Raw genomic sequence first — 22,296 nt, 5'->3', positions numbered from 1 at the left:
GCGTTTTCCGGGAGGCAACGCTGCAGGCAGCGGCGCAACACCGTATCGAGGACTGGCGGACGTTTTCGGCCGACGCGGCGATCGCGGCGGCGACGATCGGCGATGACGTAGTGGAGGTCGAGTGGAGCGACGCGCGACGCTCGCCGTTCCATTTCGACTGGCTGCGCGACAACTGCGCGTGTTCCGCGTGCGTGCATGCGATCACGCGCGAACAGGTGTTCGAGATCGCCGATGCGCGTGAGGATCTGTCGGCGCTCACCGTGCACGTCGAGACCGACGGCGCGCTGCATGTGGAATGGAACGACGGGCACCGCAGCGCGTGGTCGCCGGGCTGGTTGCGTGCGCATGCGTACGACGACGCGTCGCGTGCGGAGCGCCTGGCCGCGCACGGGCGGCACGTATGGACCGGCGACGATGCGACGGCGATCGGCGTATTCGCGTGGCGTGACGTGATGGAGGACGACCGCGCGCTGCTCGCATGGCTCGGCGCGTTGCAGCGCACGGGGCTCACGCTCGTCGAAGGCGTACCGGCCGAGCGCGGCCGCGTCGACGAGATCGCACGACGTGTCGGCCTGATCCGCGAAAGTAATTTCGGTGTGCTGTTCGACGTCGAATCGAAGCCGCGCCCGGACAGCAATGCGTATACGTCGCTGAATCTTCCGCCGCACACCGACCTGCCGACGCGTGAATTGCAGCCGGGCGTGCAGTTTCTGCATTGCCTCGCGAACGACGCGACGGGCGGCGACAGCATTTTCCTCGACGGCTTCGCGCTCGCGGATGCGCTGCGGCGCGAACATCCGAACGATTTCGAGCAGCTCGCATCGACGCCGTTCGAGTTCTGGAACAAGAGCGCGAACAGCGACTACCGCTGTTCGGCGCCGGTGATCGGCCTCGACGCACGCGGCAACGTGACGGAAGTGCGCGTCGCGAACTTCCTGCGCGGGCCGCTCGATGCGCCGGCCGGTTCGGTCGCGGCGGTCTATCGTGCGTACCGGCGGTTTCTCGCGCTGGCGCGCGAGCCGCGCTTTCGCGTACAGCGCCGGCTGCGGGCGGGCGACATGTGGGCGTTCGACAACCGGCGCGTGCTGCATGCGCGCACCGGGTTCGATCCGTCGACGGGCCGTCGGCACCTGCAGGGCTGTTACGTCGATCGCGACGAGTTGCTGTCGCGCTGGCGCGTGCTGTCGCGGTCGGCGCCGGCCGGGGCTGCGGCCGTGGGCGGCTGACCGGCACACACGGCGTCTTCTTGCACACCTCGCCGGGAAAAAGCACCCGGACGCCGGGCGTCCGGGCGAAGCCACCCGCTGCCGGGCGGCGGAGGTATGCGTTTCACAAAACAGACGAGCCCCGCGAAGGGGGCTCGTCAGGACTGCGTGACTTCATCGCGCGACGCGCGGCGCCCGCCGAGGGTGCGTCGGCTTACTGGCCGAAGAAGATCGAGTCGCGTGCGTTCGACGAAGCGGCAGCCGGCGCGCCCGAGTGGACGAGCGGAGCCGGTTGCGCGCCGTAGCCGCTGCTGTCGACACCATGAACGCGCGCTTCGGCGCTCTGGATGTCGTTCGGGTAGTACGGGCTCGACACGCCCGGCTTGTAGCCGGCCTGTTCGAGCTGGACCAGTTCGTTGCGCACTTGAGCGCGCGTCACGGTGCTTTGTTGAGCGAATGCGCCGAACGAAGCGGACAGGGCGGCAGCGGCGACGACTGCGGAAACGAGCGATTTCATGGTGACCTCCGGTGTTTTATTGAGTTCGCTCTCGACACCATGTCTTGAGCGATTGATCAAATGTTAGTCACCGGCGTGTTCAGGGTAAACGCTGAATTTGACGATAAATTGTTTCCTGACTGGTAACAGTGAGGAGTCGAAACAGTCTTTCAACGGGCTTTCTTTTCGGTTGTCGTAATAAGTATGAAGAATGCCGTGGCCGGCGACGCGCCATTCAGCGTGCTTCGGCCGCCGTATCGAACGGCCGGCCCGACGCGCGGCCCGCGGGTGCGCCGGAACTGAGAAAGCGCACGCCCGTCGCGGCTTCCGAGGCTTCCCACAGCAACGCCGCCGTTGCCACGTTGCGCGCCGCGCGCGGCACGCTTGCCGGTGCCGGCAGCCCCCGCGATTCGAACCAGCCGGACGGGCCGATGTACGCGCCGCCGGCCAGATCGGGCGACGTGGCGGCATGAATCGCGGGCAGCGCGCCCTGATCGGCCGGCTGCGCGAGATAACGGTTCGCGGCACGCATCAGCGCGGCGCGGGTGGGCGAGCGGTCCATTGCCGGGCCCGCGAACTGCAGGTTGGTCGCCGCATAGCCGGGGTGCGCGGCGACGCTGATGCCGGCGAACGCCGCGCGCTCGAAGCGGCGCTGCAGCTCGAGCGCGAACACGAGGTTCGCGAGCTTGCTGTCGCAATAGGCGAGATAACGGTTGTAGCGATGCGCGGCGCGCAGGTCGTCCACGCGAATCCGGCCGCCTCGGTTGAAGCCGCTCGACATCGTGACGACGCGCGCCCGACGTGCGGCGCGCAGCGCCGGCAGCAGCTGGCCGGTCAGCGCGAAATGGCCGAGGTGGTTGGTGCCGAACTGCATCTCGAAGCCGTCGCGCGTGTGCCGCAGCGGCAGGAACATCACGCCGGCGTTGTTGCAGAGGATGTCGACGCGGCCGTGGCGTTCGCCGACGTCGGCCGCGAAGCGTGCGATCGACGCGAGATCGGCGAGGTCGAGCGGATCGACTTCGACGCGTGCATGAGGATGAAGCCGGCGAATCGCGTCGGCGGCCTGCGCGCCGCGGGTGGCGTCGCGGCAGCCCATCACGACCGTCGCGCCTTTCGCGGCCAGCGTTTCCGCGAGGTGCCAGCCGAGGCCGCTATTGGCGCCGGTCACGACCGCGACCTTGCCGCCTTGCGCCGGGACGTGGCGCGCGCTCCATGCATGCATGTCTGCCTCCATCGGCGCGGCCGGTCGGCCGCCGCACGTAATCGTTACATTGAGTAGTGTAACGATAGTGCGGGCGGACGGAGCAGACAAGCGGGGGAATTAGACCGGCGCTTCTAGGACTGGCTGGCGGATAGCGTGGCGCCGCCAGCCTGGCGCACGGCCGGCAGGTGTTACCTGCTGCCGGCCAGCGCGAGTACCTCGGCGGCGGAGATCATGGCGGCGGCGTTCGCGGGGGCCGGACGCTCGGCCGGGCGGAACACTTCGTCGCCGCGATGGATAACCTGGCGCGACAGCGCGCAGGTGCCGGTGCGCTGCGCGAAGCGGCGGCGCCAGCGTTGCTCGCCGTAGTGACAGCGGCCGGGCTCGACCCAGCGGACGACGAGCAGCGTATCGGAACGTTCGAGGATTTCGACGTGGACGTCGGCGGGATCGAGCGCAGGCAGGGATTGGGAGGCCTTCATTTTGCCGTTTCCTAAAGCCCGTGCGGGTTCGGCCATGGCAGTGGGTGTCACTACCCAAGGGGAATCCGTAGGGGTTTCCATGAGTGGTGCGCTAAATGTAAGCGTCTGTGACCGGAAAAAACATCCTGTCTGGCTCAAATTACCTTTTGCCGATTTAGAAACAATCCACGCTTATTTTCTTGAAAAACCAAGAACAAAAAGCCCCGGACGGAAAGCCCGGGGCGGAAAATCGGCCCGCGCGCCGTGTCTGCTCGCCCAGTCACGGGATACATCGCCAGGGGACGGAGGTGCCCGCAGGGATCCGGCGCGGGCGGGGAGGCGATGTACCGGAAGCGCGGTCCGGCAACGCCATGATGGCGTGCGCCACCCGTTGGCACCCTGACGCGAACATGACTTTTTTGTCAGTTTGGCGCGGACGCCGTCCCGAACGTCGGTGAAGAATCGGCTGGAAGGCCCGCCGGTACCGGGTTTGCGCGAATCGAGAGGCCGGACTTCAACGCCACTCGCCCGCCGCATTCTTGCGTGCCGGACGGATTGATCCGCCCCGGGTAAATACTGAATCGCGATTTCGTGACAAACGGGCGATCCCTTCCTATGATTGGTTGGACCTTTAGTCCTTTGTGCCAATCGGCCGACTGGCGGCCGGCTTTTTCGGAGAGATGCTCATGAGATTGCAGGGCAAACGCGCGCTGGTGACGGCGGCCGGGCAGGGCATCGGCCGCGCGACCGCGCTGCGGTTCGCGAGCGAGGGCGCCGACGTGCTGGCGACCGACATCAACGAAGCCGCGCTGGTGCGGCTTGAGGCCGACGCCGAACGCGCGGGCGGCCGGCTGGTCACGCGGCGGCTCGACGTCACCGCTACGAACGAGGTCGCGGCGCTCGCCGCGAGCGAACGCGCGTTCGACGTGCTGTTCAACTGCGCGGGCTACGTGCATCACGGCTCGATCCTCGAGTGCGACGAAGACGCGTGGGCGTTCTCGCTGAACCTGAACGTCACGTCGATGTACCGGCTGATTCGCGCGCTGCTGCCCGCGATGCTCGAAGCCGGCGGCGGGTCGATCGTCAACATGGCGTCGGCCGCGTCGAGCGTGAAGGGTGTGCCGAACCGCTTCGTGTACGGCACCACCAAGGCGGCGGTGATCGGGCTGACCAAGGCGGTGGCCGCCGATTTCGTCGAACGCGGCATCCGCTGCAACGCGATTTGCCCGGGCACGATCGAATCGCCGTCGCTGGAGCAGCGGATCGCCGACCAGGCGCGCACGCGTCACGTGTCCGCCGACGAGGTGCGCCAGGCGTTCGTCGCGCGCCAGCCGATCGGCCGTATCGGTAGCGCGGACGAAGTGGCCGCGCTCGCGCTGTACCTGGCGTCGGACGAAGCGTCGTTCACCACCGGCACGATTCACCTGATCGACGGCGGCTGGTCAAACTGACCGTGTCGAACTGACCACCCTTTCCGCTCACTTCCCCTTTCCGTTTCCGTTCGGATGACGCTATGAAACTGCTGAGATTTGGCGACAAACACCATGAAAAGCCGGGCCTGCTCGATGCGCAGGGCCACATTCGCGACCTGTCCGGCGTGATCGACGACATCGCCGGCGACGCGCTGACGCCTGCGTCGCTCGCGCGGCTGCGCGACATTCCGCCTTCGTCGCTGCCGCTCGTCGAAGGCACGCCGCGGCTCGGCGCGTGCGTCGGCCGTGTCGGCAAGTTCATCTGCATCGGCCTCAACTATTCCGACCACGCGGCCGAATCGGGGATGGAGGTGCCGAAGGAGCCCGTCGTGTTCGGCAAGTGGACGAGCGCGATCTCGGGCCCGAACGACGACGTCGAGATCCCGCGCGGCTCGGAGAAGACCGACTGGGAAGTCGAACTCGGCGTGGTGATCGGCCAGGGCGGCCGCTATATCGACGAAGCCGATGCGCTGTCGCACGTCGCCGGCTACTGCGTCGTGAACGACGTGTCGGAGCGCGAATACCAGCTCGAACGCGGCGGCACGTGGGACAAGGGCAAGGGCAACGACACGTTCGGCCCGATCGGCCCGTGGCTCGTGACGGCCGACGAAGTGCCCGATCCGCACGCGCTGCGGCTGTGGCTCGAGGTGGACGGCCACCGCTACCAGAACGGCACGACCGCGACGATGGTGTTTCGCGTGCCGCACCTGATCAGCTACCTGAGCCGTTTCATGAGCCTGCAACCGGGCGACGTGATCTCGACCGGCACGCCGCCTGGCGTCGGCCTCGGACAGAAGCCGCCCGTCTACCTGCGCGCCGGACAGGTGATCACGCTCGGCATCGACGGGCTCGGCGAGCAGCGCCAGCGTACCGTGCAGGCCTGATTCCCTTCAACGGACGGTTCGTCATGCCTATCATTCGATCGATGCGCGTCCTCGACGTGCGCTTTCCGACCTCGCGCCAGCTCGACGGCTCCGACGCGATGAATCCGGACCCCGACTATTCGGCGGCCTACGTCGTGCTCGAAACCGACCGCGACGGGCTCGAAGGCCACGGGCTCACGTTCACCATCGGGCGCGGCAACGAAATCTGCTGCGCGGCGATCGACGCGATGCGTCACCTCGTCGTCGGCCTCGACCTCGACTGGATTCGCGAGGACATGGGCCGCTTCTGGCGGCACGTCACGTCGGACAGCCAGTTGCGCTGGATCGGCCCGGACAAGGGCGCGATCCACCTGGCGACGGGCGCCGTCGTCAACGCGGTGTGGGATTTGTGGGCGAAGGCCGTCGGCAAGCCGCTGTGGCGTCTCGTCGCCGACCTGAGCCCGGAGGAGCTGGTGCGGGCGATCGACTTCCGCTACCTGACCGACTGCCTGAGCCCGGACGAAGCGCTCGACCTGCTGCGCCGGCAGGCGCCCGGCAAGGCCGCGCGGATCGCCGCGCTGGAGCGCGACGGCTACCCGTGCTACACGACGTCGGCCGGCTGGCTCGGCTACAGCGACGACAAGTTGCGCCGGCTGTGCCGCGAGGCGGTGGACGAAGGTTTCGAGTACGTGAAGCTGAAAGTCGGTGCGAACCTCGAGGACGACATCCGCCGCGTGACGATCGCGCGCGAGGTGATCGGCCCCGACCGCAAGCTGATGATCGACGCGAACCAGGTGTGGGAAGTCGACGAGGCGATCGACTGGGTGCGCGAACTCGCGTTCGCGCGGCCGTGGTTCATCGAGGAGCCGACGAGCCCCGACGACGTCGAGGGGCATCGCAAGATCCGCGAGGCGATCGCGCCGGTGCAGGTCGCGACCGGCGAGATGTGCCAGAACCGCGTGCTGTTCAAGCAGTTCATCGCGCGCGGCGCGATCGACGTCGTGCAGATCGACGCGTGCCGGCTCGGCGGCGTGAACGAGATTCTCGCGGTGATGCTGATGGCCGCGAAGTACGGGCTGCCAGTGTGCCCGCACGCGGGCGGCGTCGGGCTGTGCGAGTACGTGCAGCACCTGTCGATGATCGACTACGTGTGCATTTCCGGTACGAAGGAAGGGCGCGTGACCGAGTACGTCGATCACCTGCACGAGCATTTCGTCGAACCGTGCGTGGTGCGCGGCGCGGCGTACATGCCGCCGACGGCGCCCGGTTTCTCGATCGAGATGAAGCCCGAATCGCTGGAGCAGTACCGGTTCCGCGGCTGACGCAGGGCAATGCACGACGGCGCGCCATTTGCATGGCGTGCGTCGTGGGCATCGTGCGCGGCGACAACATGAACGACGGAGACGCGAAGTGGATTTGAATCTGCAAGACAAGGTCGTGATCGTGACCGGCGGCGCGTCGGGTATCGGCGCCGCGATCTCGATGCGGCTGGCCGGCGAAGGCGCGGTTCCCGTGGTGTTCGCGCGCCACGCGCCGGACGACGGCTTCTGGCGCGAACTCACGCAGCAACAGCCGCGCGCCGCGTGCGTCACTGTCGAACTGCAGGACGACGCACAGTGCCGCGACGGCGTCGCGCAGACCCTCGCGCGCTTCGGCCGTATCGACGGCCTCGTCAACAACGCGGGCATCAACGACAGCATCGGGCTCGACGCCGGGCGCGATGCGTTCGTCGCGTCGCTCGAACGCAACCTGATCCACTACTACGTGATGGCGCACTACTGCGTGCCGCACCTGAAGGCGGCGCGCGGCGCGATCGTCAACATCTCGTCGAAGACGGCCGTGACCGGGCAGGGCAACACGAGCGGCTATTGCGCGTCGAAGGGCGCGCAGCTCGCGCTGACGCGCGAATGGGCCGTCGCATTGCGCGACGACGGCGTGCGCGTGAACGCGGTGATTCCGGCCGAGGTGATGACGCCGCTCTATCAGAACTGGATCGCCGGCTTCGACGATCCGCAAGCGAAGGTCGCGGAAATTGCCGGCAAGGTGCCGCTCGGCCAGCGCTTCACGACGGCCGACGAGATCGCCGATACAGCGGTGTTCCTGCTGTCGGAGCGTGCGTCGCACACGACGGGCCAGTGGTTGTTCGTCGACGGCGGCTACACGCATCTCGATCGTGCGATCAGCTGAGGGCCGCGCGCGATGCAACCCGACCTGAACCCGAACACCACGCAGCCGCTGATCGCGCTGACCGGCATCGGCAAGCGCTTTCCGGGCGTGCAGGCGCTCGACGATTGCCGTTTCGACCTGCGCGCGGGCGAAGTGCATGCGCTGATGGGCGAGAACGGCGCCGGCAAGTCGACGCTGATGAAGATCCTCGCGGGCGTCTACCAGCGCGACGCGGGCGAGATCCGGATGGACGGCCGCGCGGTGGAAATCGCCGACCCGCGTGCCGCGCAGGCGCTCGGCATCGGCATCATCCATCAGGAGCTGAACCTGATGAACCATCTGAGCGTCGCGCAGAACATCTTCATCGGCCGCGAGCCGCGCGGCCGCTTCGGCGTGTTCGTCGACGAAGAGAAACTCAACCGCGACGCCGCCGCGATCTTCCAGCGGATGCGGCTCGATCTCGATCCGCGCACGCCGGTCGGCCGGCTGACGGTCGCGAAGCAGCAGATGGTCGAGATCGCGAAGGCGCTGTCGTTCGACTCGCGCGCGCTGATCATGGACGAGCCGACCGCCGCGCTGAACAACGCGGAAATCGCCGAGCTGTTCCGCATCATCCGCGACCTGCGCGCGCATGGGGTCGGCATCATCTACATCTCGCACAAGATGGACGAGTTGCGCCAGATCGCCGATCGCGTGACCGTGATGCGCGACGGCAAGTATGTCGCGACCGTGCCGATGGCCGACACGTCGATGGAATCGATCATCTCGATGATGGTCGGTCGCCAGCTCGATACGGAAACCCGCACGCCGCCCGATACGTCCGCGAACGAGATTGCGCTCGAAGTGCGCGGGCTGTCGCGCGGCCGCGCGATCCGCGACGTCGGCTTCACGCTGCGGCGCGGCGAGATTCTCGGCTTCGCCGGGCTGATGGGCGCGGGCCGCACCGAGGTCGCGCGCGCGGTGTTCGGCGCGGACCCGGTCGATGCGGGCGAGATCCGCGTGCATGGCCGGGCCGTGACGATCCGCACGCCGGCCGACGCGGTGAAATATGGCATCGGCTACCTGTCCGAGGATCGCAAGCACTTCGGGCTTGCGGTCGGGATGGACGTGCAGAACAACATCGCGCTGTCGAGCATGCGCCGCTTCGTGCGCCGCGGCCTGTTTCTCGATGCGCGCGGGATGCGCGACGCCGCGCAGTCGTACGTGCGGCAGCTCGCGATCCGCACGCCGTCGGTCGCGCAGCCCGCGCGGCTCTTGTCGGGCGGCAACCAGCAGAAGATCGTGATCGCGAAATGGCTGCTGCGCGACTGCGACATCCTGTTCTTCGACGAGCCGACGCGCGGCATCGACGTCGGCGCGAAAAGCGAGATCTACAAGCTGCTCGACGCGCTCGCCGCCGACGGCAAGGCGATCGTGATGATCTCGTCGGAATTGCCCGAGGTGCTGCGCATGAGCCACCGGATTCTCGTGATGTGCGAAGGCCGCGTGACCGGCGAATTGCGCGCGGCCGACGCCACGCAGGAAAAGATCATGCAGCTCGCGACGCAGCGCGAGTCGACCGTGTTGTCCTGATTGCCTTGACTGTCCCGATTCAGACGCCTAACGATCATGTCCAACGATACGCATCCCGTTCAGCCCCTTGCCACCGGCGACACGCCGGCCGCCGCGTCGAGCCTGAAATCGCGCTTCTTCAATCCGGCCGCGCGGCAGAAGCTGCTCGCGTTCGCGAGCCTCGTGCTGCTGATCGTGTTCTTCAGCTTCGCGTCGTCGAACTTTCTCGAAGTCGACAACCTCGTGTCGATCCTGCAGGCCACCGCCGTGAACGGCGTGCTGGCCGTCGCCTGCACGTACGTGATCATCACGTCCGGCATCGACCTGTCGGTCGGCACGCTGATGACGTTCTGCGCGGTGATGGCCGGCGTCGTGCTAACGAAGTGGGGGATGCCGCTGCCGCTCGGGATTCTGGCCGCGTTGTGCTTCGGCGCGCTGTCGGGCTGCGTGTCGGGCTTCGTGATCGCGAAGATGAAGGTGCCGCCGTTCATCGCGACGCTCGGCATGATGATGCTGCTCAAGGGGCTGTCGCTCGTGATCTCGGGCACGCGGCCGATCTACTTCAACGACACGCCGGGCTTCACGTCGATTGCGCAGGATTCGCTGATCGGCAACCTCATTCCAGCGCTGCCGATCCCCAACGCGGTGCTGATCCTGTTTCTCGTCGCGATCGGCGCGTCGATCGTGCTGAACCGGACCATCTTCGGCCGCTACACGTTCGCGCTCGGCAGCAACGAGGAGGCGCTGCGGCTGTCCGGCGTGAACGTCGATGCGTGGAAGATCGCCGTCTATACGTTCAGCGGCGCGGTGTGCGGGATCGCCGGCCTGCTGATCGCGTCGCGGCTGAACTCGGCGCAGCCGGCGCTCGGGCAGGGCTACGAGCTCGATGCGATCGCGGCCGTCGTGATCGGCGGCACGTCGCTGTCGGGCGGCGCGGGCAGCATCGTCGGCACCATCATCGGCGCGTTCATCATGAGCGTGCTGACCAACGGCCTGCGCATCATGTCGGTCGCACAGGAATGGCAGACGGTCGTGACGGGCGTGATCATCATTCTCGCCGTCTACGTGGACATCCTGCGCCGGCGTCGCCGCTGACGCCGATACCGAGGCGCCAGGGCATGGGCTTCACCGCCGGCCGGGCCGGCATTTCAGTCGATACCAACCAAGGAGACGCGAAGTGATCAGGAGCAAGGTGTTGAACGCGATCGTCGGGCTGACGTTCGCCGCGGGCGTCACGGCCGGTGCGCAGGCGCAGGAAACCTATATCCCGCTGATCTCGAAAGGCTTCCAGCATCAGTTCTGGCAGGCCGTGAAATCGGGCGCGACGCAGGCCGCGAAGGACTACAAGGTGAAGGTGACGTTCGAAGGGCCCGAAACCGAGGCGATGGTCGACAAGCAGATCGACATGCTGTCGGCCGCGATCGCGAAGAAGCCGGCTGCGCTCGGCTTCGCGGCGCTCGACAGCAAGGCCGCACTGCCGCTGCTGAAGAAGGCGCAGGCCGAGAAGATTCCGGTGATCGCGTTCGACTCGGGCGTGGACAGCGACATTCCGGTGACGACGGCCGCGACCAACAACAAGGCCGCGGCCGCCCTTGCGGCCGACAAGCTCGCCGCGCTGATCGGCGACGAAGGGCAGGTGGCGGTGGTCGCGCACGACCAGACGAGCCGCACCGGCATCGACCGCCGCGACGGCTTCCTCGACCGGATGAAATCGGCGCACCCGAAGGTGCAGGTCGTGACCGTGCAGTACGGCGAAGGCGATCAGTTGAAGTCGACCGAAGTGACGAAGTCGATCCTGCAGGCGTATCCGAAGCTCAAGGGGCTGTTCGGCACCAACGAAGGTTCGGCGATCGGCGTGGTCAACGGCGTGCGCGAGATGAAGCGCAAGGTCGTGATCGTCGGCTACGATTCCGGCAAGCAGCAGAAGGACGCGATCCGCAGCGGGCTGATGGCCGGCGCGATCACGCAGAACCCGATCGGCATCGGCTACAAGACGGTCGAGGCGGCCGTGAAGGCGATCAAGGGCGAGAAGCTGCCGAAGGTCATCGATACCGGGTTCTACTGGTACGACAAGACCAATATCGACGATCCGAAGATCGCGGCGGTGTTGTACGACTGAACGTGGCGGACGGGCGGGGGGCGACGCTGCGGGCCGTCGCTGCCGCGGTGATTGAACACGAGGGCATCATGGGCGCAGTGCGTATCGATTCGCATCAGCACTTCTGGCGTTATCGCGCGGCCGACTATCCGTGGATCGGCCCCGGGATGGGCGTGCTCGCACGCGACTACCTGCCCGACGAACTGTGGCCGCAGATGCATGCGCAGGCGCTCGGCGCGTCGATCGCGGTGCAGGCGCGCGCCGGCCGTGACGAGACGGCGTTCCTGCTCGATCTGGCGCGCGACGATGCACGCATCGCGGCGGTGGTCGGCTGGGAGGCTCTCGGTGCGCCGGCGCTGGCCGACCGTGTCGCCAAGTGGCGCAGCCCGAAGCTGCGCGGCTTTCGTCACCAGGTGCAGGACGAAGCCGACGTCGGCGCGTTCGTCGCCGATCCCGCTTTCAATCGCGGTGTCGCCTGGCTGCAGGCGAACGGCTATGTGTACGACGTGCTCGTGTTCGAGCGCCAGTTGCCGGACGTCCGTGCGTTCTGCGCGCGGCACGATGCGCACTGGCTCGTGCTCGACCACGTCGGCAAGCCGGCGCTGGCCGAGTTCGAGCGTGACGACACCGCGCTTGCGCGCTGGCGCGCGTCGCTGCGTGAGCTGGGCGCGCTGCCGCACGTCGCGTGCAAGCTGTCGGGGCTCGTGACCGAGGCCGACTGGCGGCGCGGCCTGCGTGGCCAGGACATCCGGCATATCGAGCAGTGCCTCGACGCGGCGCTCGACGCGTTCGGCCCGCAGCGGCTGATGTTCGGATCGGACTGGCCCGTGTGCCTGCTCGCGGCGTCGTATGACGAGGTCGCGTCGCTGGTCGAACGCTGGGCCGAAGCGCGCCTGTCGGCGGCCGAGCGCGGCGCGTTGTGGGGCGGCACGGCCGCGCGCTGCTACGCGGTGCCGGGCGATGTGAAGCGCGGCATATAAAATAGGCGCGAACGGTCAGTGCGATTTGACAGGCCGTCCGGAACGAAACCGATTACCAGCGTCAACGTATGTCCATCCAGCCGATTCAGAACCGCCGCCTCTACCAGCAGATCGCCGACAAGCTCAGTGCGATGATCGAGTCCGGCGATTTCCCGCCGGGCAGCTATCTGCCGCCCGAGCGCGAACTCGCCGAACGGTTCGGCGTGTCGCGCACGTCGGTGCGCGAGGCGCTGATCGCGCTCGAAGTGAACGGGCTCGTCAGCGTGCGCGTCGGCGACGGCGTGAAGGTGCGCCATCCCGAAGCGGCCGCGGCGCCCGAACCCGCGCCGGCTCCCGACGCGACGGTCGCGCCGTTCTCGATCGTCGAGATCGATCCCGAGCTCGGCATCGCGCTCGATCTCGACACCGAAATCCCGCCGTTCGCGCTGCTGCAGGCGCGCCGGCTGATCGAGCCGGAAGCCGCGTCGCTGGCCGCGAAGCATGGCTCGGATGCACAGATCGAAGGGATCCACGAAGCGTTCCTGCGCAACCAGGACGACAACCGCAGCGGCTCGCTCACGCACCCTGGCGACCGGCTGTTCCATATCCGCATCGCGGAAGCGAGCGACAACGCGGCGTATGCGCTGATGATCAAGCAGCTGCTCGCGCACAAGTACGACCTGATGTTCCAGCGGCTGCAGTCGCTGTACATGCCGAACGACATGCCGCACCGGTCGGAGCTCGAGCATCGCGCGATCCTCGATGCGATCCGTGCGCGCGATCCCGACGCCGCGCGCCGTGCGATGGCCGAGCATCTCGATGAAGTGATTCGCATCTTCGGCCGCGCGCTCGACTGAGCGTGCGAATCGATTCGCTGCATGGTCGGCAGCGGTGGCGCGATGCGGCGCGGTTCCGGGTGCCGATACGGCCACCATCCCTTGCGAGGACACCGGCCGTCGGTATAGAACGAACGCAGCGACGCGAGCGACGCGTGCCGGCCCACCGGCATGCCGCCCGCGCGCCGAATGGAGTGTGACGAATGCGCGTGAACGATTGCCACAATTTCCACGACTTCCGCGAACTGGCGAAGCGGCGGTTGCCGGGGCCGATCTTCAATTACATCGACGGTGCGGCCGACGATGAAACCACGTATCGACGCAACACGAGCGCGTTCGAAAGCTGCGATCTGGTGCCGAACGTGTTGCGCGGCGTGCGCGATGTCGACCTGTCGGTGACGGTCATGGGGCAAAAGCTCGGCATGCCGGTTTATTGTTCGCCGACCGCGCTGCAACGCCTGTTTCATCATGACGGCGAGCGGGCCGTCGCCGCCGCGGCCGCGAAATTCGACACGATGTTCGGCGTGTCGTCGCTCGGTACCGTGAGCCTGGAAGAAGCCCGCGCGATCAGCCCGGGCCCGCAGGTCTACCAGTTCTACTTTCACAAGGATCGCGGCCTCAACCGCGAGATGATGAACCGCTCGAGGGAAGCCGGCGTGAACGTGATGATGCTGACGGTGGACAGCATCACCGGCGGCAATCGCGAGCGCGACAAGCGAACCGGCTTCTCGATTCCGTTCCGGCTGACGCTCGCGGGGATGACCGAGTTCGCGTTGAAGCCGGCCTGGGCGATCAACTATCTGACCCACGAGCGGTTCCGTTTGCCGCAGCTCGACCGGCACGTCGACATGGGCGGCGGCGCGATGTCGATCAGCCGCTACTTCACGGACATGCTCGACCCGTCGATGTCATGGGACGACGTCGCCGCGATGGTGCGCGAGTGGAACGGGCAGTTTTGCCTGAAAGGCGTGATGTCGGTCGACGACGCCCGCAGGGCGGCGGACATCGGTTGCACCGGCATCGTGTTGTCGAACCACGGCGGACGGCAACTGGACGGTTCGCGCGCCGCGTTCGACCAACTTGCCGAGGTGGTCGACGCGGTGGGCGACCGGATCGACGTGATGATGGATGGCGGCGTGCAGCGGGGTTCGCACGTGCTGAAGGCGCTGGCGCTGGGGGCGAAGGCCGTCGGGCTGGGGCGTTATTACCTGTTCCCGCTCGCCGCCGCCGGGCAGCCCGGCGTCGAGCGCGCGTTGCAACTGATGCGCACGGAGATCGAACGCGACATGCGGCTGATGGGCTGCGCATCCGTCGCGCAGCTCGGGCGAAACCAGCTTCGTTTTCGCTGACGGCGGGTTTCGGCGCCATCCCGGCCTGCGTGCCGGCGCTGGCGTCGCGCGTTCAGAAGCGGTCCGCGCGATACGGTGCCGGGTCGGTGAACGGCGCCTCGCCGGTCATCATCTCGGCCAGCAGGCGGCCGCTGACCGGGCCGAGCGTCAGCCCGTGATGGTTGTGCCCGAACGCGAACCACAGTCCGCGGTGCGCGGGCGCGGGGCCGATCACCGGGCGCATGTCGGGCGTGCACGGCCGGAAGCCGAGCCACGGATGCGGGTCGAGCCGCTCGCCGAAACCGAACACCGGCCGGGCGACGCGTTCCGCGCGTTCGAGCTGCACGCCCGTGGGCGGAAGCCCGCGCCGCGCGATCTCGACGCCGGTCGTCAGCCGCAGCCCGCGTCGCATCGGCGCGATCACATAACCGTATTCGCGATCGACGATCGGCGCCGACGGCACGCCGCGCGCGGACGGCGCGTAGTGCATGTGGTAGCCGCGCTTCTCGCGCAGCGGGATCTTGTAGCCGAACTTGCCGAACACCGTGTCGGACCACGGGCCGAGCGCGACGACGACGGCCGGCGCGGCCGCCGGGCCGTCGTCGGTGCGCACCTGCCAGCCGGGCGACAGCGCGTCGAGGCTCGCGGCGTCGCCCGTCAGCAGCGTGCCGCCGCCCTGCACGAACAGGTGCGCATACGCTTTGACGAGCGCGGCCGGATCGACGACGCTTTTCGGGTCGAGCCAGTGCAGCGCGCCGCAGAAGCCCGGTGCGAGGCTCGGTTCGTGCGCGCGCAGCGCGGCCGCATCGAGCGGCGTGATGCCGAGCCCGTGGCGGCGCGCGGTGAGGCCGGCCTCGGCCACGCCGCGTTCGAATGCGGCCGGCGTGCGGAACGCTTCCAGCCAGCCACTGGCGCGGACCAGTTCGCCGACGCCGGCCCGCGCGATCAGCGCATCGTGTTCGACGATGCAGCGTTCGATCAGCGGCAGCATGTCGCGCGAGGCCGCCGCGTGACGCGGTGGCGCCGATTCCCACCAGAACCGTGCGAGCCACGGCGCGAACGCGGGCAGCGACGCGCTGTGCCAGTAGAGATCGGTGGAGCGGTTCAGCGCATAGCGCATCAGCGTGAACGGGCTGCGCGGGAACGGATACGGTTCGACCGACGAGCGCTCGATCAGCCCGGCATTGCCGAAGCTCGTGCCTTCGCCGGGCGCGCCGCGATCGACGAGGGCGACCTTGCGGCCGCGATCCTGCAGGTGCAGCGCGGCGGAGACGCCGACGATGCCGGCGCCGAGAACGATGACGTCGAAATCCATCGATGGTGAGTGACGGTTGGCGGGGCATCGGTGTTGCGTTCGCCGTGCCGCCGCGTGTTGGAGAGCGTTCGAGGCACAAGCATACTCGCGGCGGCGGCGACGCGCATCAACGCGTGTCGGCGAAGCCGGGCGCGGCCGGCCGCGTCAGAGCGCCATGCCGCGAGCCGTCACGCGACTGCGCGGTTCGTCGAGTCGGGCATGCGCGACAGCGGTCAGCCGGGACCGGATGGACGGCGCCGCGAGAATTTCCCGACGACGGAGCCCGGGCGATGTCCACATCGAGACAGGATTCGCGAGCCATCGCTCGAGCGCGCGATGCAGCTCCTCGTCGCGCCCGGTGCGTGACGCGTCCGGGACGCGATCACCGCGATGCAGACGAGACTGTCCCACTGGTCTCGAACATGCCGCCAGTGCGGCGTGGCGATCGCCGTATCGGTCCAGCATGGTCCTGATCTGGTCCGGTGTCACGAACGCTCCGGCATGCACGACCGCACACCGGCCTTGCGCACCCCGGCGCGCAGGATCGGGCAGTGCGCGAGAACGTATGAAGTTTATCGTGCACGGCGAGCAATCCGCTGATCAATTTACGACGTCGCACCGGACCGATGATGTCGGCCAACGCATTCGTCCACCTCATCGGGACGCAGCCCGGAATCAGCACGATTTCCGACGTTTTCGCGGGTGTTTCCCACTGCTTGGTGATCCGAATTTTTGCCTAAGATGAAGAAATCTTGCGCGTAATTCGGTGCTTGCACGCGCATGGAGGGAGGCAGGAGGCAGCGCCGGAGCGATGCCAGCGGATGTTGCCATCATGGATGCGAAAGTGTGCGCGGCGGCTGCCTGTCTTGCGACGGCAACGACGCCAACGGGCGCGGCGGAGATCGCCGCACGGACGACGAGCCGGCCCGGCCGGATCACTTCGCTGCGCCACGCCTTGCTCGCAATCGTTTGCGTTCTGGCGGCCGCGCCCGCCGTGCCCGCCGGGGCGCTGGCCGACGCGGACGGCCTGGCCGACAACGCGCACGTCATCCCCGTCGCGCGCCCCGCCGATTCCGCCATTTCGTCACACGACGCGGCCGTGCGCCAGGTCGTGCTCGGCATCATCAGCTTCACGCGCTGGCCGACGACGCCCGTCCGCCTGCATCTGTGCGTCACCGGGCGGCCCGACTACGCGCGCGGCCTGACCGACACGCTGCAGGCCGGCTCGACGTTGCTCGACGTGCAACGCGTGCGCTTCGACGATCCGTCGCTCGGCATGGCATGCGACGTCGTCTATCTCGGCATCTTGAGCAACGACGAGCGTGCGCGGGTGAGAGCCGCGTTGGCCGGCCATCCGGTGTTGACGATCGCGGAACACGACCCGTCCTGCACGGCGGGCGGCATGTTCTGCCTCGATGTCGACGGCGATCGCGTGTCGTTCGACATCAATCTCGACGCCGTCGCGCGCAGCGGCGTGCGCGTGCATCCGAACGTCCTCAATCTGGCGCGACGGCCGGTGACGCCATGACACGCGCCGCGCCTCCCATTCGCACTTCGCGCCCGACGCGCCCGACGCTGCAAAGCGTGCTGCGTCGCGCGCACCTGCGCCTCGTGTTCGTCGCCGTGACGATGGCCGCCGTGTCGTTGATCGTCGTCGCCGTAATCGCGTTGCGCGCGTATGCCGGCAACAACCTGAACCTGCTGGCGCGCTCGCTCGGTTATACGGTCGAGGCGGCGCTCGTGTTCGGCGATCGCGTCGCGGCGAACGAGGCGATCGGGATGATCGCCGGCGACGAGGACGTCGCGCAGGTGGTCGTCACCGACAGCAAGGGACAACTGTTCGCCACGTGGCAGTTGCCGGCCGGAAACGGCCTCGCGCGGCTCGAGCGGGCGGTGGCCGACGTGGCGCTGCCGGGGCCGGTGACCGTCCCGGTGATGCACGACGGCATCATCGTCGGCCACGTCGTCGTGCGTGGCCGCGGCCACCAGTTCTTCGGCTTCCTGCTCGGCGGTGTCGGCGGCATTCTCGGCTGCCTGGCCGTCAGCGTGTTCGGCGCGTATGTCAGCTCGAAACGCCTGCTGCGCGACATCGTTTCGCCGCTGCGCGCGCTGGCCGGCGTCGCGCACGCGGTACGGCGCGAGCGTGCGTTCGCGCGGCGCGTCGAGCCGGCGGCGATCGCCGAACTGAACCAGCTCGGCGACGACTTCAACGCGCTGCTCGACGAATTCGAAGACTGGCAGAACACGCTGCGCGACGAGAACGCGTCGCTCGAGCACAAGGCGACGCACGATGCGCTCACGGGGTTGCCCAACCGCGTGCAGTTCGAGTCGCGCCTCGCGCTTGCGCTTTGCGAGGCCACGTTGACGGGGCAGCGGGTCGCCGTCCTCTATCTCGACTGCGACCGCTTCAAGGAGATCAACGATGGTTTCGGTCACGACACCGGGGACGCGGTGCTGATCGATATCGCATCGCGGCTGCGCACGCGGGTGCGCGAGACCGATCTCGTCGCGCGCCTGGGCGGCGACGAATTCGCGGTGATGCTGGCGGCGGTGCCTGAAGCGGGCAGCGTGTGCCGGATCGCCGACGAGATTTTGTCCGGCATGGCGCCGTCGATCGAGCTGTCCGACGGCCGCGTGGTGGCCACCATGATGAGTGCCGGCGTTGCGCTGTATCCCGATCACGCGTTGGACGCGAGCGGCTTGCTGCGCGCGGCGGATATCGCGATGTACCGCGCCAAGCGTGCGCGGCCGGGATCGTGGCAGTTGGCGGAGAGCGTTGCAGGGCCGGTTTGAGCTCGATCGACTCGCGCCGCGGGCGAGGCCGCGGCGGCGGTTAAAAGAAGCGCCTGCAGGGCGGGCGCGATGGAAGGGGAGGCAAAATGAACCACTCGTTTCCTGTGAGCACGGGGCGGACGTGCGTCGGGAGCGCGCTGCTGCTGTGCATGCTGCTGGTGGGCTGCCAGATGCCGCCGCCGCTTCATCGGGGGCTGACGCAGACGCAGGTGACGGCGCTGAAGTCGGCCGGGTTCCAGGAGACTGGAGAGGGATTCGAATTCGGGTCGACCGGGCCGATCCTGTTCGATTTCGACCGCTACAACCTCAAGCCGGATGTGCGGCGGATCGTGGAACGGATCGGGCGGACGTTGCGGTCGGCGGGGATCAACGGAGTGCGCGTGTACGGGTACTCGGATGACGAGGGGACGGCTGCTTACGATGCCGAGTTGTCCAGGCGGCGAGCGGAAGTCGTTGCGGTCGAGCTGGTTGACGTCGGGCTGGATGCGAAGCGGATCGCGATCGTCGGGAAAGGGAAGCTCGACCCGGTCGGGGATAACAGGACGCCGGCAGGGCGGGCGCAGAATCGCCGGGCGGCGATCGTGGTTTCGCCGCGATGAGGGGGCGCCGGGATGGCGATTGCACGCTTGCCGACGAGGAGGTCGTTTCTAGTATGTTCGTTCAAACACTGACCCGGGAAGGCCTTGGCGCGGTCAGTCTCAGCTGTTTCCCGCCATTGTCACGCGGATACTCCAGCATCCGGTGATCGTCGCCGTGCCCCGCGCCGTGCGGCTTGTGGAGAAATGCGGGGTGACACGGTTTCCATTGCAGATCGTCGTGCTGCCTGGTCGTGGGCGACCGCGGTCTCGCGTCCGGCTGCCGGTCCGTTTTCCGATTTTAAGGGTCGGAAAGCAAACGTTTGCCGGAGACTTTCAAGCGGTCGGGTTTTACCCTACATTATCGTGGCTGCGGACCGGCGAGCCGGCCGATGGAACCTGAGATCACACGCAAGGAACAAGAATGAGTTTCGCTCCGAACGGGGGTATTCCCAGTGGATGGGGTGGTGGTGCGCTCGGCTCCCTGAGCGCGCTCGGCGGCCTCGCCGGCCCGGTGGCGTCGAGTGTGGCCGGCAGCCTCGGGCCGCTCGCGGGGCTGGCCGGGCACGTCGACACCGTCCAGCGCGCGCTGCAGCTCGCACAGACCGGTTTCTCGCTGATGGAGAAGACGCCCGGCGCCATCGCCGAGGCGATCAACGGCGCCGCCAACCCCGCGCGCCTGACCCAGCTCAATCGTTACGTCACGCTCGATACGCCGCTCGGCCCGGATGTGCTGCTGGTCAGCGCGGCCGTCGTCGACGAGCACGTGAACCGCTTGCCGGAAATCCACCTCGACCTGCTGTCGCATCGCCACGACCTGCGCCCGGAGGACCTGATCGGCCAGCAGGTCAAGATCCGCTTCGACCAGCAGGCGCGCCTGTCGACGCTCGAACGCGTCGTGGCGGCGGGCGGCGGCGACAACGACCGCTACTTCGACGGCTACGTCGCGTCGTTCGATCGCGCCGGCAACCCCGGCAACGTCACGCAATACCACCTAACGGCCGTGCCGTGGTTCTGGTTCCTGACGCGCTCGACCGACTGCCGGATCTTCCAGCACAAGACCGCGCAGGACATCCTCACCGAGATCTTCCAGGAACACGGGTTTTCCGATTTCACGTTCGACATCCGGACCAGCCAGAAGCCGCTCGAGTACGTCGTGATGTACCAGGAGAGCTACTACAACTTCTGCGCGCGGCTGATGGAGCAGGAAGGGCTCATCTGGACGCACCGCTACGAGAAGGACAAGCACTTTCTCGTGATCGGCGACACGAACCTGCTGTTCCGCCCGATCGACGGGCTCGCCACCGTGCCGTTCGCCGCGACCGAGGCCAGCGAAGACAGCGGCATCGACCAGTTGCACGAAGGCCGGCGCTTCGGCGTCGGCAAGGTCACGTTCCGCGACTTCAATCACCAGAATCCGTCGTCGCCGCTGATGCTGGTGGAGGCCGGCCCGCAAAACCTCAAGCACGCACGGCTCGACGCGACCGAGCGGTTCGAGCACCAGTCGCTGTACGACCACGGCGACGACGGCAACCGCTACGCCCGTTTCGCGATGGAGGCCGAGGAGGCGCAAGCCCATCGCTATACCGGCGGCGGCTACGCGTGGCGCATGACTACGGCCGGCGCCGTGACCGTCGCGAATCATCCCGTCCTCGAAAACAACCAGGAGTACGTGATCCTGCACGTGCGTCACGAGGCCGTGAACGACTATACGCAGCACAGCGCGAAGCTGCCGTACCGCAACAGCTTCTCGCTGTTGCCGAAGAAGATTCCGTACCGTGCGCCGCGCGCGACGCCGAAGCCGGTGATTCACGGCACGCAGTCGGCGATCGTCGTCGGGCCGAAGGGCGAGGAAATTCATACGAACGGCAGCGCGGTGAAAGTGCATTTCCCGTGGGATCGGCGCGGCAAGAAGGACGGCTCCGATTCGATGTGGGTGCGCGTGTCGCAGCCGTGGGCGGGCGACGGCTGGGGCGCGGCCGCGATTCCGCGGATCAAGCAGGAAGTGCTGGTGGCGTTCAATCAGGGTGATCCGGATAACCCCGTGATCGTCGGCCGCGTGTTCAACGGCGAGCAGGGCAACCCGTATCACGGCGCGGCCGGCCAGACGATGGGGATCAAGAGCCAGACGCACAAGGGGCAGGGGTCGAACGAGTTGCTGATGAGCGACGTCAATGGTGCGCAGATGCTCTACATGCATGCGCAGAAGGACATGCATACCGTGGTCGAGGATGCGCAGTGGACTCAGGTTCTCAAAGGCGACCGGACTGTCGAGGTGGGCAAGGGCAACCATACGACGGCTATCGCGGTTGGCAACCTGTCGGACGTTGTCGTGCAGGGCAATACGCTGCATCAGACGCCCCAGGGTGTGCACACGCTGGAAGCCAAGGAACTCTGGATCAAGATCGGCGGCGACGGCGGCACGCGGATCCACATGACAGCCGACTCGATCGATATCTACAAGGGCGAGTCGGTGATCCATCTGGATGACGGCAATATCAATATCCAGGCTGCTCGAACCGACATCAACCCGAAGAACGGCTAATACCAATAACCAATAAGGATAACAAAGCATGTACCAGATGCAGGAAGGCACGTTGGCGCTGCCCGTGGAATGGCAGGACAAAACGATGAACGTGTTCGTGTCGGCGGCGACTGGCACGGAGGGCGTGAGTTTCGTGATCACGCGCGAGCGGCTGCCGTGGGGCATGAAGTTCGCCGAATATGTGACGAGCGAAATCCGGAAAGTGGCGAAGCAGGTTCCGGATTACGCCGAGGTCGCGAATGAAGACGCCACGGTATCCGGGCGCGCTGCACACGTGCACGAGTTCACCTGGACGAACAACCAGGCGCTCATTCATCAGCGGCTGACGATGGTGGAATACGGGCAGGTTGTCCTGATGCTCACCTTCACCGCGCCCGGTACGCTGAGCGACACACAGCGCGAACAAATCCGGACCGTGATTCAGAGCCTTCAGTTGCGCGATCCGGTCTGAGG

20 protein-coding genes are annotated in these 22,296 nt (G+C 67.2%); 16 read left to right on the top strand and 4 right to left on the bottom strand.

Annotated features, from left to right (window positions below; all coding sequences use genetic code 11):
• Window positions 1-20 precede the first annotated feature (20 nt).
• Window positions 21-1,226 carry a TauD/TfdA family dioxygenase gene (locus SY91_RS23725; protein WP_043887197.1) on the top strand — a complete coding sequence of 402 codons (1,206 nt, stop codon included), beginning with the start codon at window positions 21-23 and terminating at the stop codon, window positions 1,224-1,226.
• Between the two features lie 193 nt (window positions 1,227-1,419).
• Here SY91_RS23725 and SY91_RS23720 read toward each other — a convergent pair whose 3' ends face one another.
• From SY91_RS23720 to SY91_RS23710, 3 genes are all read right to left on the bottom strand, one after another.
• On the bottom strand, window positions 1,420-1,722 hold the full coding sequence (locus SY91_RS23720) for a DUF4148 domain-containing protein (protein WP_006480691.1): 303 nt from the start codon (window positions 1,720-1,722) through the stop codon (window positions 1,420-1,422).
• 214 nt (window positions 1,723-1,936) lie between these two features.
• The gene (locus SY91_RS23715; protein WP_023475652.1) at window positions 1,937-2,923 is read right to left on the bottom strand and encodes an oxidoreductase; all 987 of its coding nucleotides are present in this window, start codon (window positions 2,921-2,923) and stop codon (window positions 1,937-1,939) included.
• Window positions 2,924-3,093: 170 nt separating this feature from the next.
• Window positions 3,094-3,384 carry a DUF3331 domain-containing protein gene (locus tag SY91_RS23710; protein WP_011547132.1) on the bottom strand — a complete coding sequence of 97 codons (291 nt, stop codon included), beginning with the start codon at window positions 3,382-3,384 and terminating at the stop codon, window positions 3,094-3,096.
• A 665-nt stretch (window positions 3,385-4,049) separates the two neighbouring features.
• On the opposite strand from SY91_RS23710, the gene SY91_RS23705 reads away from it, so the two are divergent.
• From SY91_RS23705 to SY91_RS23660, 10 genes are all read left to right on the top strand, one after another.
• The gene (locus tag SY91_RS23705) at window positions 4,050-4,814 is read left to right on the top strand and encodes an SDR family oxidoreductase (protein ID WP_011547133.1); all 765 of its coding nucleotides are present in this window, start codon (window positions 4,050-4,052) and stop codon (window positions 4,812-4,814) included.
• A 62-nt stretch (window positions 4,815-4,876) separates the two neighbouring features.
• Window positions 4,877-5,719 (top strand): ureidoglycolate lyase, encoded by an 843-nt coding sequence (locus SY91_RS23700; protein WP_006480696.1) that lies wholly within the window; start codon window positions 4,877-4,879, stop codon window positions 5,717-5,719.
• 23 nt (window positions 5,720-5,742) lie between these two features.
• Window positions 5,743-7,020, top strand: a complete 1,278-nt coding sequence (locus SY91_RS23695; protein WP_006480697.1) for an L-fuconate dehydratase — start codon at window positions 5,743-5,745, stop codon at window positions 7,018-7,020.
• A gap of 88 nt (window positions 7,021-7,108) precedes the next feature.
• Entirely contained in the window at window positions 7,109-7,885 is a 777-nt protein-coding gene (locus SY91_RS23690) for an SDR family oxidoreductase (RefSeq protein WP_023475653.1), read from the top strand.
• A gap of 12 nt (window positions 7,886-7,897) precedes the next feature.
• Window positions 7,898-9,436, top strand: coding sequence for a sugar ABC transporter ATP-binding protein (locus SY91_RS23685; RefSeq protein ID WP_023475654.1), 1,539 nt, complete (start codon window positions 7,898-7,900; stop codon window positions 9,434-9,436).
• Window positions 9,437-9,472: 36 nt separating this feature from the next.
• Window positions 9,473-10,510: an ABC transporter permease gene (locus SY91_RS23680; protein ID WP_023475655.1), complete on the top strand. Its 1,038-nt coding sequence runs from the start codon at window positions 9,473-9,475 to the stop codon at window positions 10,508-10,510.
• An 82-nt stretch (window positions 10,511-10,592) separates the two neighbouring features.
• A complete protein-coding gene (locus SY91_RS23675; protein WP_012339568.1) occupies window positions 10,593-11,534 on the top strand; it encodes an ABC transporter substrate-binding protein in 942 nt (313 codons plus the stop codon).
• Between the two features lie 68 nt (window positions 11,535-11,602).
• Entirely contained in the window at window positions 11,603-12,493 is an 891-nt protein-coding gene (locus SY91_RS23670; RefSeq protein ID WP_006480702.1) for an amidohydrolase family protein, read from the top strand.
• Window positions 12,494-12,561: 68 nt separating this feature from the next.
• Complete coding sequence (locus tag SY91_RS23665; RefSeq protein ID WP_006480703.1) at window positions 12,562-13,329, top strand: FadR/GntR family transcriptional regulator; 768 nt, start codon at window positions 12,562-12,564, stop codon at window positions 13,327-13,329.
• 182 nt (window positions 13,330-13,511) lie between these two features.
• The gene (locus SY91_RS23660; protein ID WP_006480704.1) at window positions 13,512-14,657 is read left to right on the top strand and encodes an alpha-hydroxy acid oxidase; all 1,146 of its coding nucleotides are present in this window, start codon (window positions 13,512-13,514) and stop codon (window positions 14,655-14,657) included.
• A gap of 52 nt (window positions 14,658-14,709) precedes the next feature.
• Here the strand turns inward: SY91_RS23660 and SY91_RS23655 are convergent, their stop codons facing one another.
• Entirely contained in the window at window positions 14,710-15,951 is a 1,242-nt protein-coding gene (locus SY91_RS23655) for an NAD(P)/FAD-dependent oxidoreductase (protein ID WP_006480705.1), read from the bottom strand.
• Between the two features lie 811 nt (window positions 15,952-16,762).
• On the opposite strand from SY91_RS23655, the gene SY91_RS23650 reads away from it, so the two are divergent.
• From SY91_RS23650 to SY91_RS23630, 5 genes are all read left to right on the top strand, one after another.
• Window positions 16,763-17,458 carry a YfiR family protein gene (locus tag SY91_RS23650; RefSeq protein WP_023475656.1) on the top strand — a complete coding sequence of 232 codons (696 nt, stop codon included), beginning with the start codon at window positions 16,763-16,765 and terminating at the stop codon, window positions 17,456-17,458.
• On the top strand, window positions 17,455-18,723 hold the full coding sequence (locus SY91_RS23645) for a diguanylate cyclase domain-containing protein (protein WP_023475657.1): 1,269 nt from the start codon (window positions 17,455-17,457) through the stop codon (window positions 18,721-18,723). The genes SY91_RS23650 and SY91_RS23645 overlap by 4 nt, the downstream gene beginning before the upstream one ends.
• A gap of 86 nt (window positions 18,724-18,809) precedes the next feature.
• Window positions 18,810-19,322: an OmpA family protein gene (locus SY91_RS23640; RefSeq protein WP_023475658.1), complete on the top strand. Its 513-nt coding sequence runs from the start codon at window positions 18,810-18,812 to the stop codon at window positions 19,320-19,322.
• Between the two features lie 400 nt (window positions 19,323-19,722).
• Complete coding sequence (locus tag SY91_RS23635) at window positions 19,723-21,843, top strand: type VI secretion system Vgr family protein (protein WP_023475659.1); 2,121 nt, start codon at window positions 19,723-19,725, stop codon at window positions 21,841-21,843.
• A 28-nt stretch (window positions 21,844-21,871) separates the two neighbouring features.
• Window positions 21,872-22,294 carry a DcrB-related protein gene (locus SY91_RS23630; protein WP_011547149.1) on the top strand — a complete coding sequence of 141 codons (423 nt, stop codon included), beginning with the start codon at window positions 21,872-21,874 and terminating at the stop codon, window positions 22,292-22,294.
• Window positions 22,295-22,296 lie beyond the last annotated feature (2 nt).

Source organism: Burkholderia cenocepacia (assembly GCF_014211915.1).
GTDB classification, from domain to species: domain Bacteria; phylum Pseudomonadota; class Gammaproteobacteria; order Burkholderiales; family Burkholderiaceae; genus Burkholderia; species Burkholderia orbicola.
Note: the sequence above shows the minus strand (reverse complement) of the source record. Positions and strands in the feature narration are given on the sequence as shown.

What these genes read in the sequence shown, in the direction of transcription:
- SY91_RS23720 (WP_006480691.1), bottom strand. Translation starts at nt 1,722, where the DNA reads ATGAAATCGCTCGTTTCCGCAGTCGTCGCCGCTGCCGCCCTGTCCGCT.
- SY91_RS23715 (WP_023475652.1), bottom strand. Translation starts at nt 2,923, where the DNA reads ATGCATGCATGGAGCGCGCGCCACGTCCCGGCGCAAGGCGGCAAGGTC.
- SY91_RS23710 (WP_011547132.1), bottom strand. Translation starts at nt 3,384, where the DNA reads ATGAAGGCCTCCCAATCCCTGCCTGCGCTCGATCCCGCCGACGTCCAC.
- SY91_RS23705 (WP_011547133.1), top strand. Translation starts at nt 4,050, where the DNA reads ATGAGATTGCAGGGCAAACGCGCGCTGGTGACGGCGGCCGGGCAGGGC.
- SY91_RS23700 (WP_006480696.1), top strand. Translation starts at nt 4,877, where the DNA reads ATGAAACTGCTGAGATTTGGCGACAAACACCATGAAAAGCCGGGCCTG.
- SY91_RS23695 (WP_006480697.1), top strand. Translation starts at nt 5,743, where the DNA reads ATGCCTATCATTCGATCGATGCGCGTCCTCGACGTGCGCTTTCCGACC.
- SY91_RS23685 (WP_023475654.1), top strand. Translation starts at nt 7,898, where the DNA reads ATGCAACCCGACCTGAACCCGAACACCACGCAGCCGCTGATCGCGCTG.
- SY91_RS23680 (WP_023475655.1), top strand. Translation starts at nt 9,473, where the DNA reads ATGTCCAACGATACGCATCCCGTTCAGCCCCTTGCCACCGGCGACACG.
- SY91_RS23670 (WP_006480702.1), top strand. Translation starts at nt 11,603, where the DNA reads ATGGGCGCAGTGCGTATCGATTCGCATCAGCACTTCTGGCGTTATCGC.
- SY91_RS23665 (WP_006480703.1), top strand. Translation starts at nt 12,562, where the DNA reads ATGTCCATCCAGCCGATTCAGAACCGCCGCCTCTACCAGCAGATCGCC.
- SY91_RS23660 (WP_006480704.1), top strand. Translation starts at nt 13,512, where the DNA reads ATGCGCGTGAACGATTGCCACAATTTCCACGACTTCCGCGAACTGGCG.
- SY91_RS23655 (WP_006480705.1), bottom strand. Translation starts at nt 15,951, where the DNA reads ATGGATTTCGACGTCATCGTTCTCGGCGCCGGCATCGTCGGCGTCTCC.
- SY91_RS23650 (WP_023475656.1), top strand. Translation starts at nt 16,763, where the DNA reads ATGGATGCGAAAGTGTGCGCGGCGGCTGCCTGTCTTGCGACGGCAACG.
- SY91_RS23645 (WP_023475657.1), top strand. Translation starts at nt 17,455, where the DNA reads ATGACACGCGCCGCGCCTCCCATTCGCACTTCGCGCCCGACGCGCCCG.
- SY91_RS23640 (WP_023475658.1), top strand. Translation starts at nt 18,810, where the DNA reads ATGAACCACTCGTTTCCTGTGAGCACGGGGCGGACGTGCGTCGGGAGC.
- SY91_RS23635 (WP_023475659.1), top strand. Translation starts at nt 19,723, where the DNA reads ATGAGTTTCGCTCCGAACGGGGGTATTCCCAGTGGATGGGGTGGTGGT.
- SY91_RS23630 (WP_011547149.1), top strand. Translation starts at nt 21,872, where the DNA reads ATGTACCAGATGCAGGAAGGCACGTTGGCGCTGCCCGTGGAATGGCAG.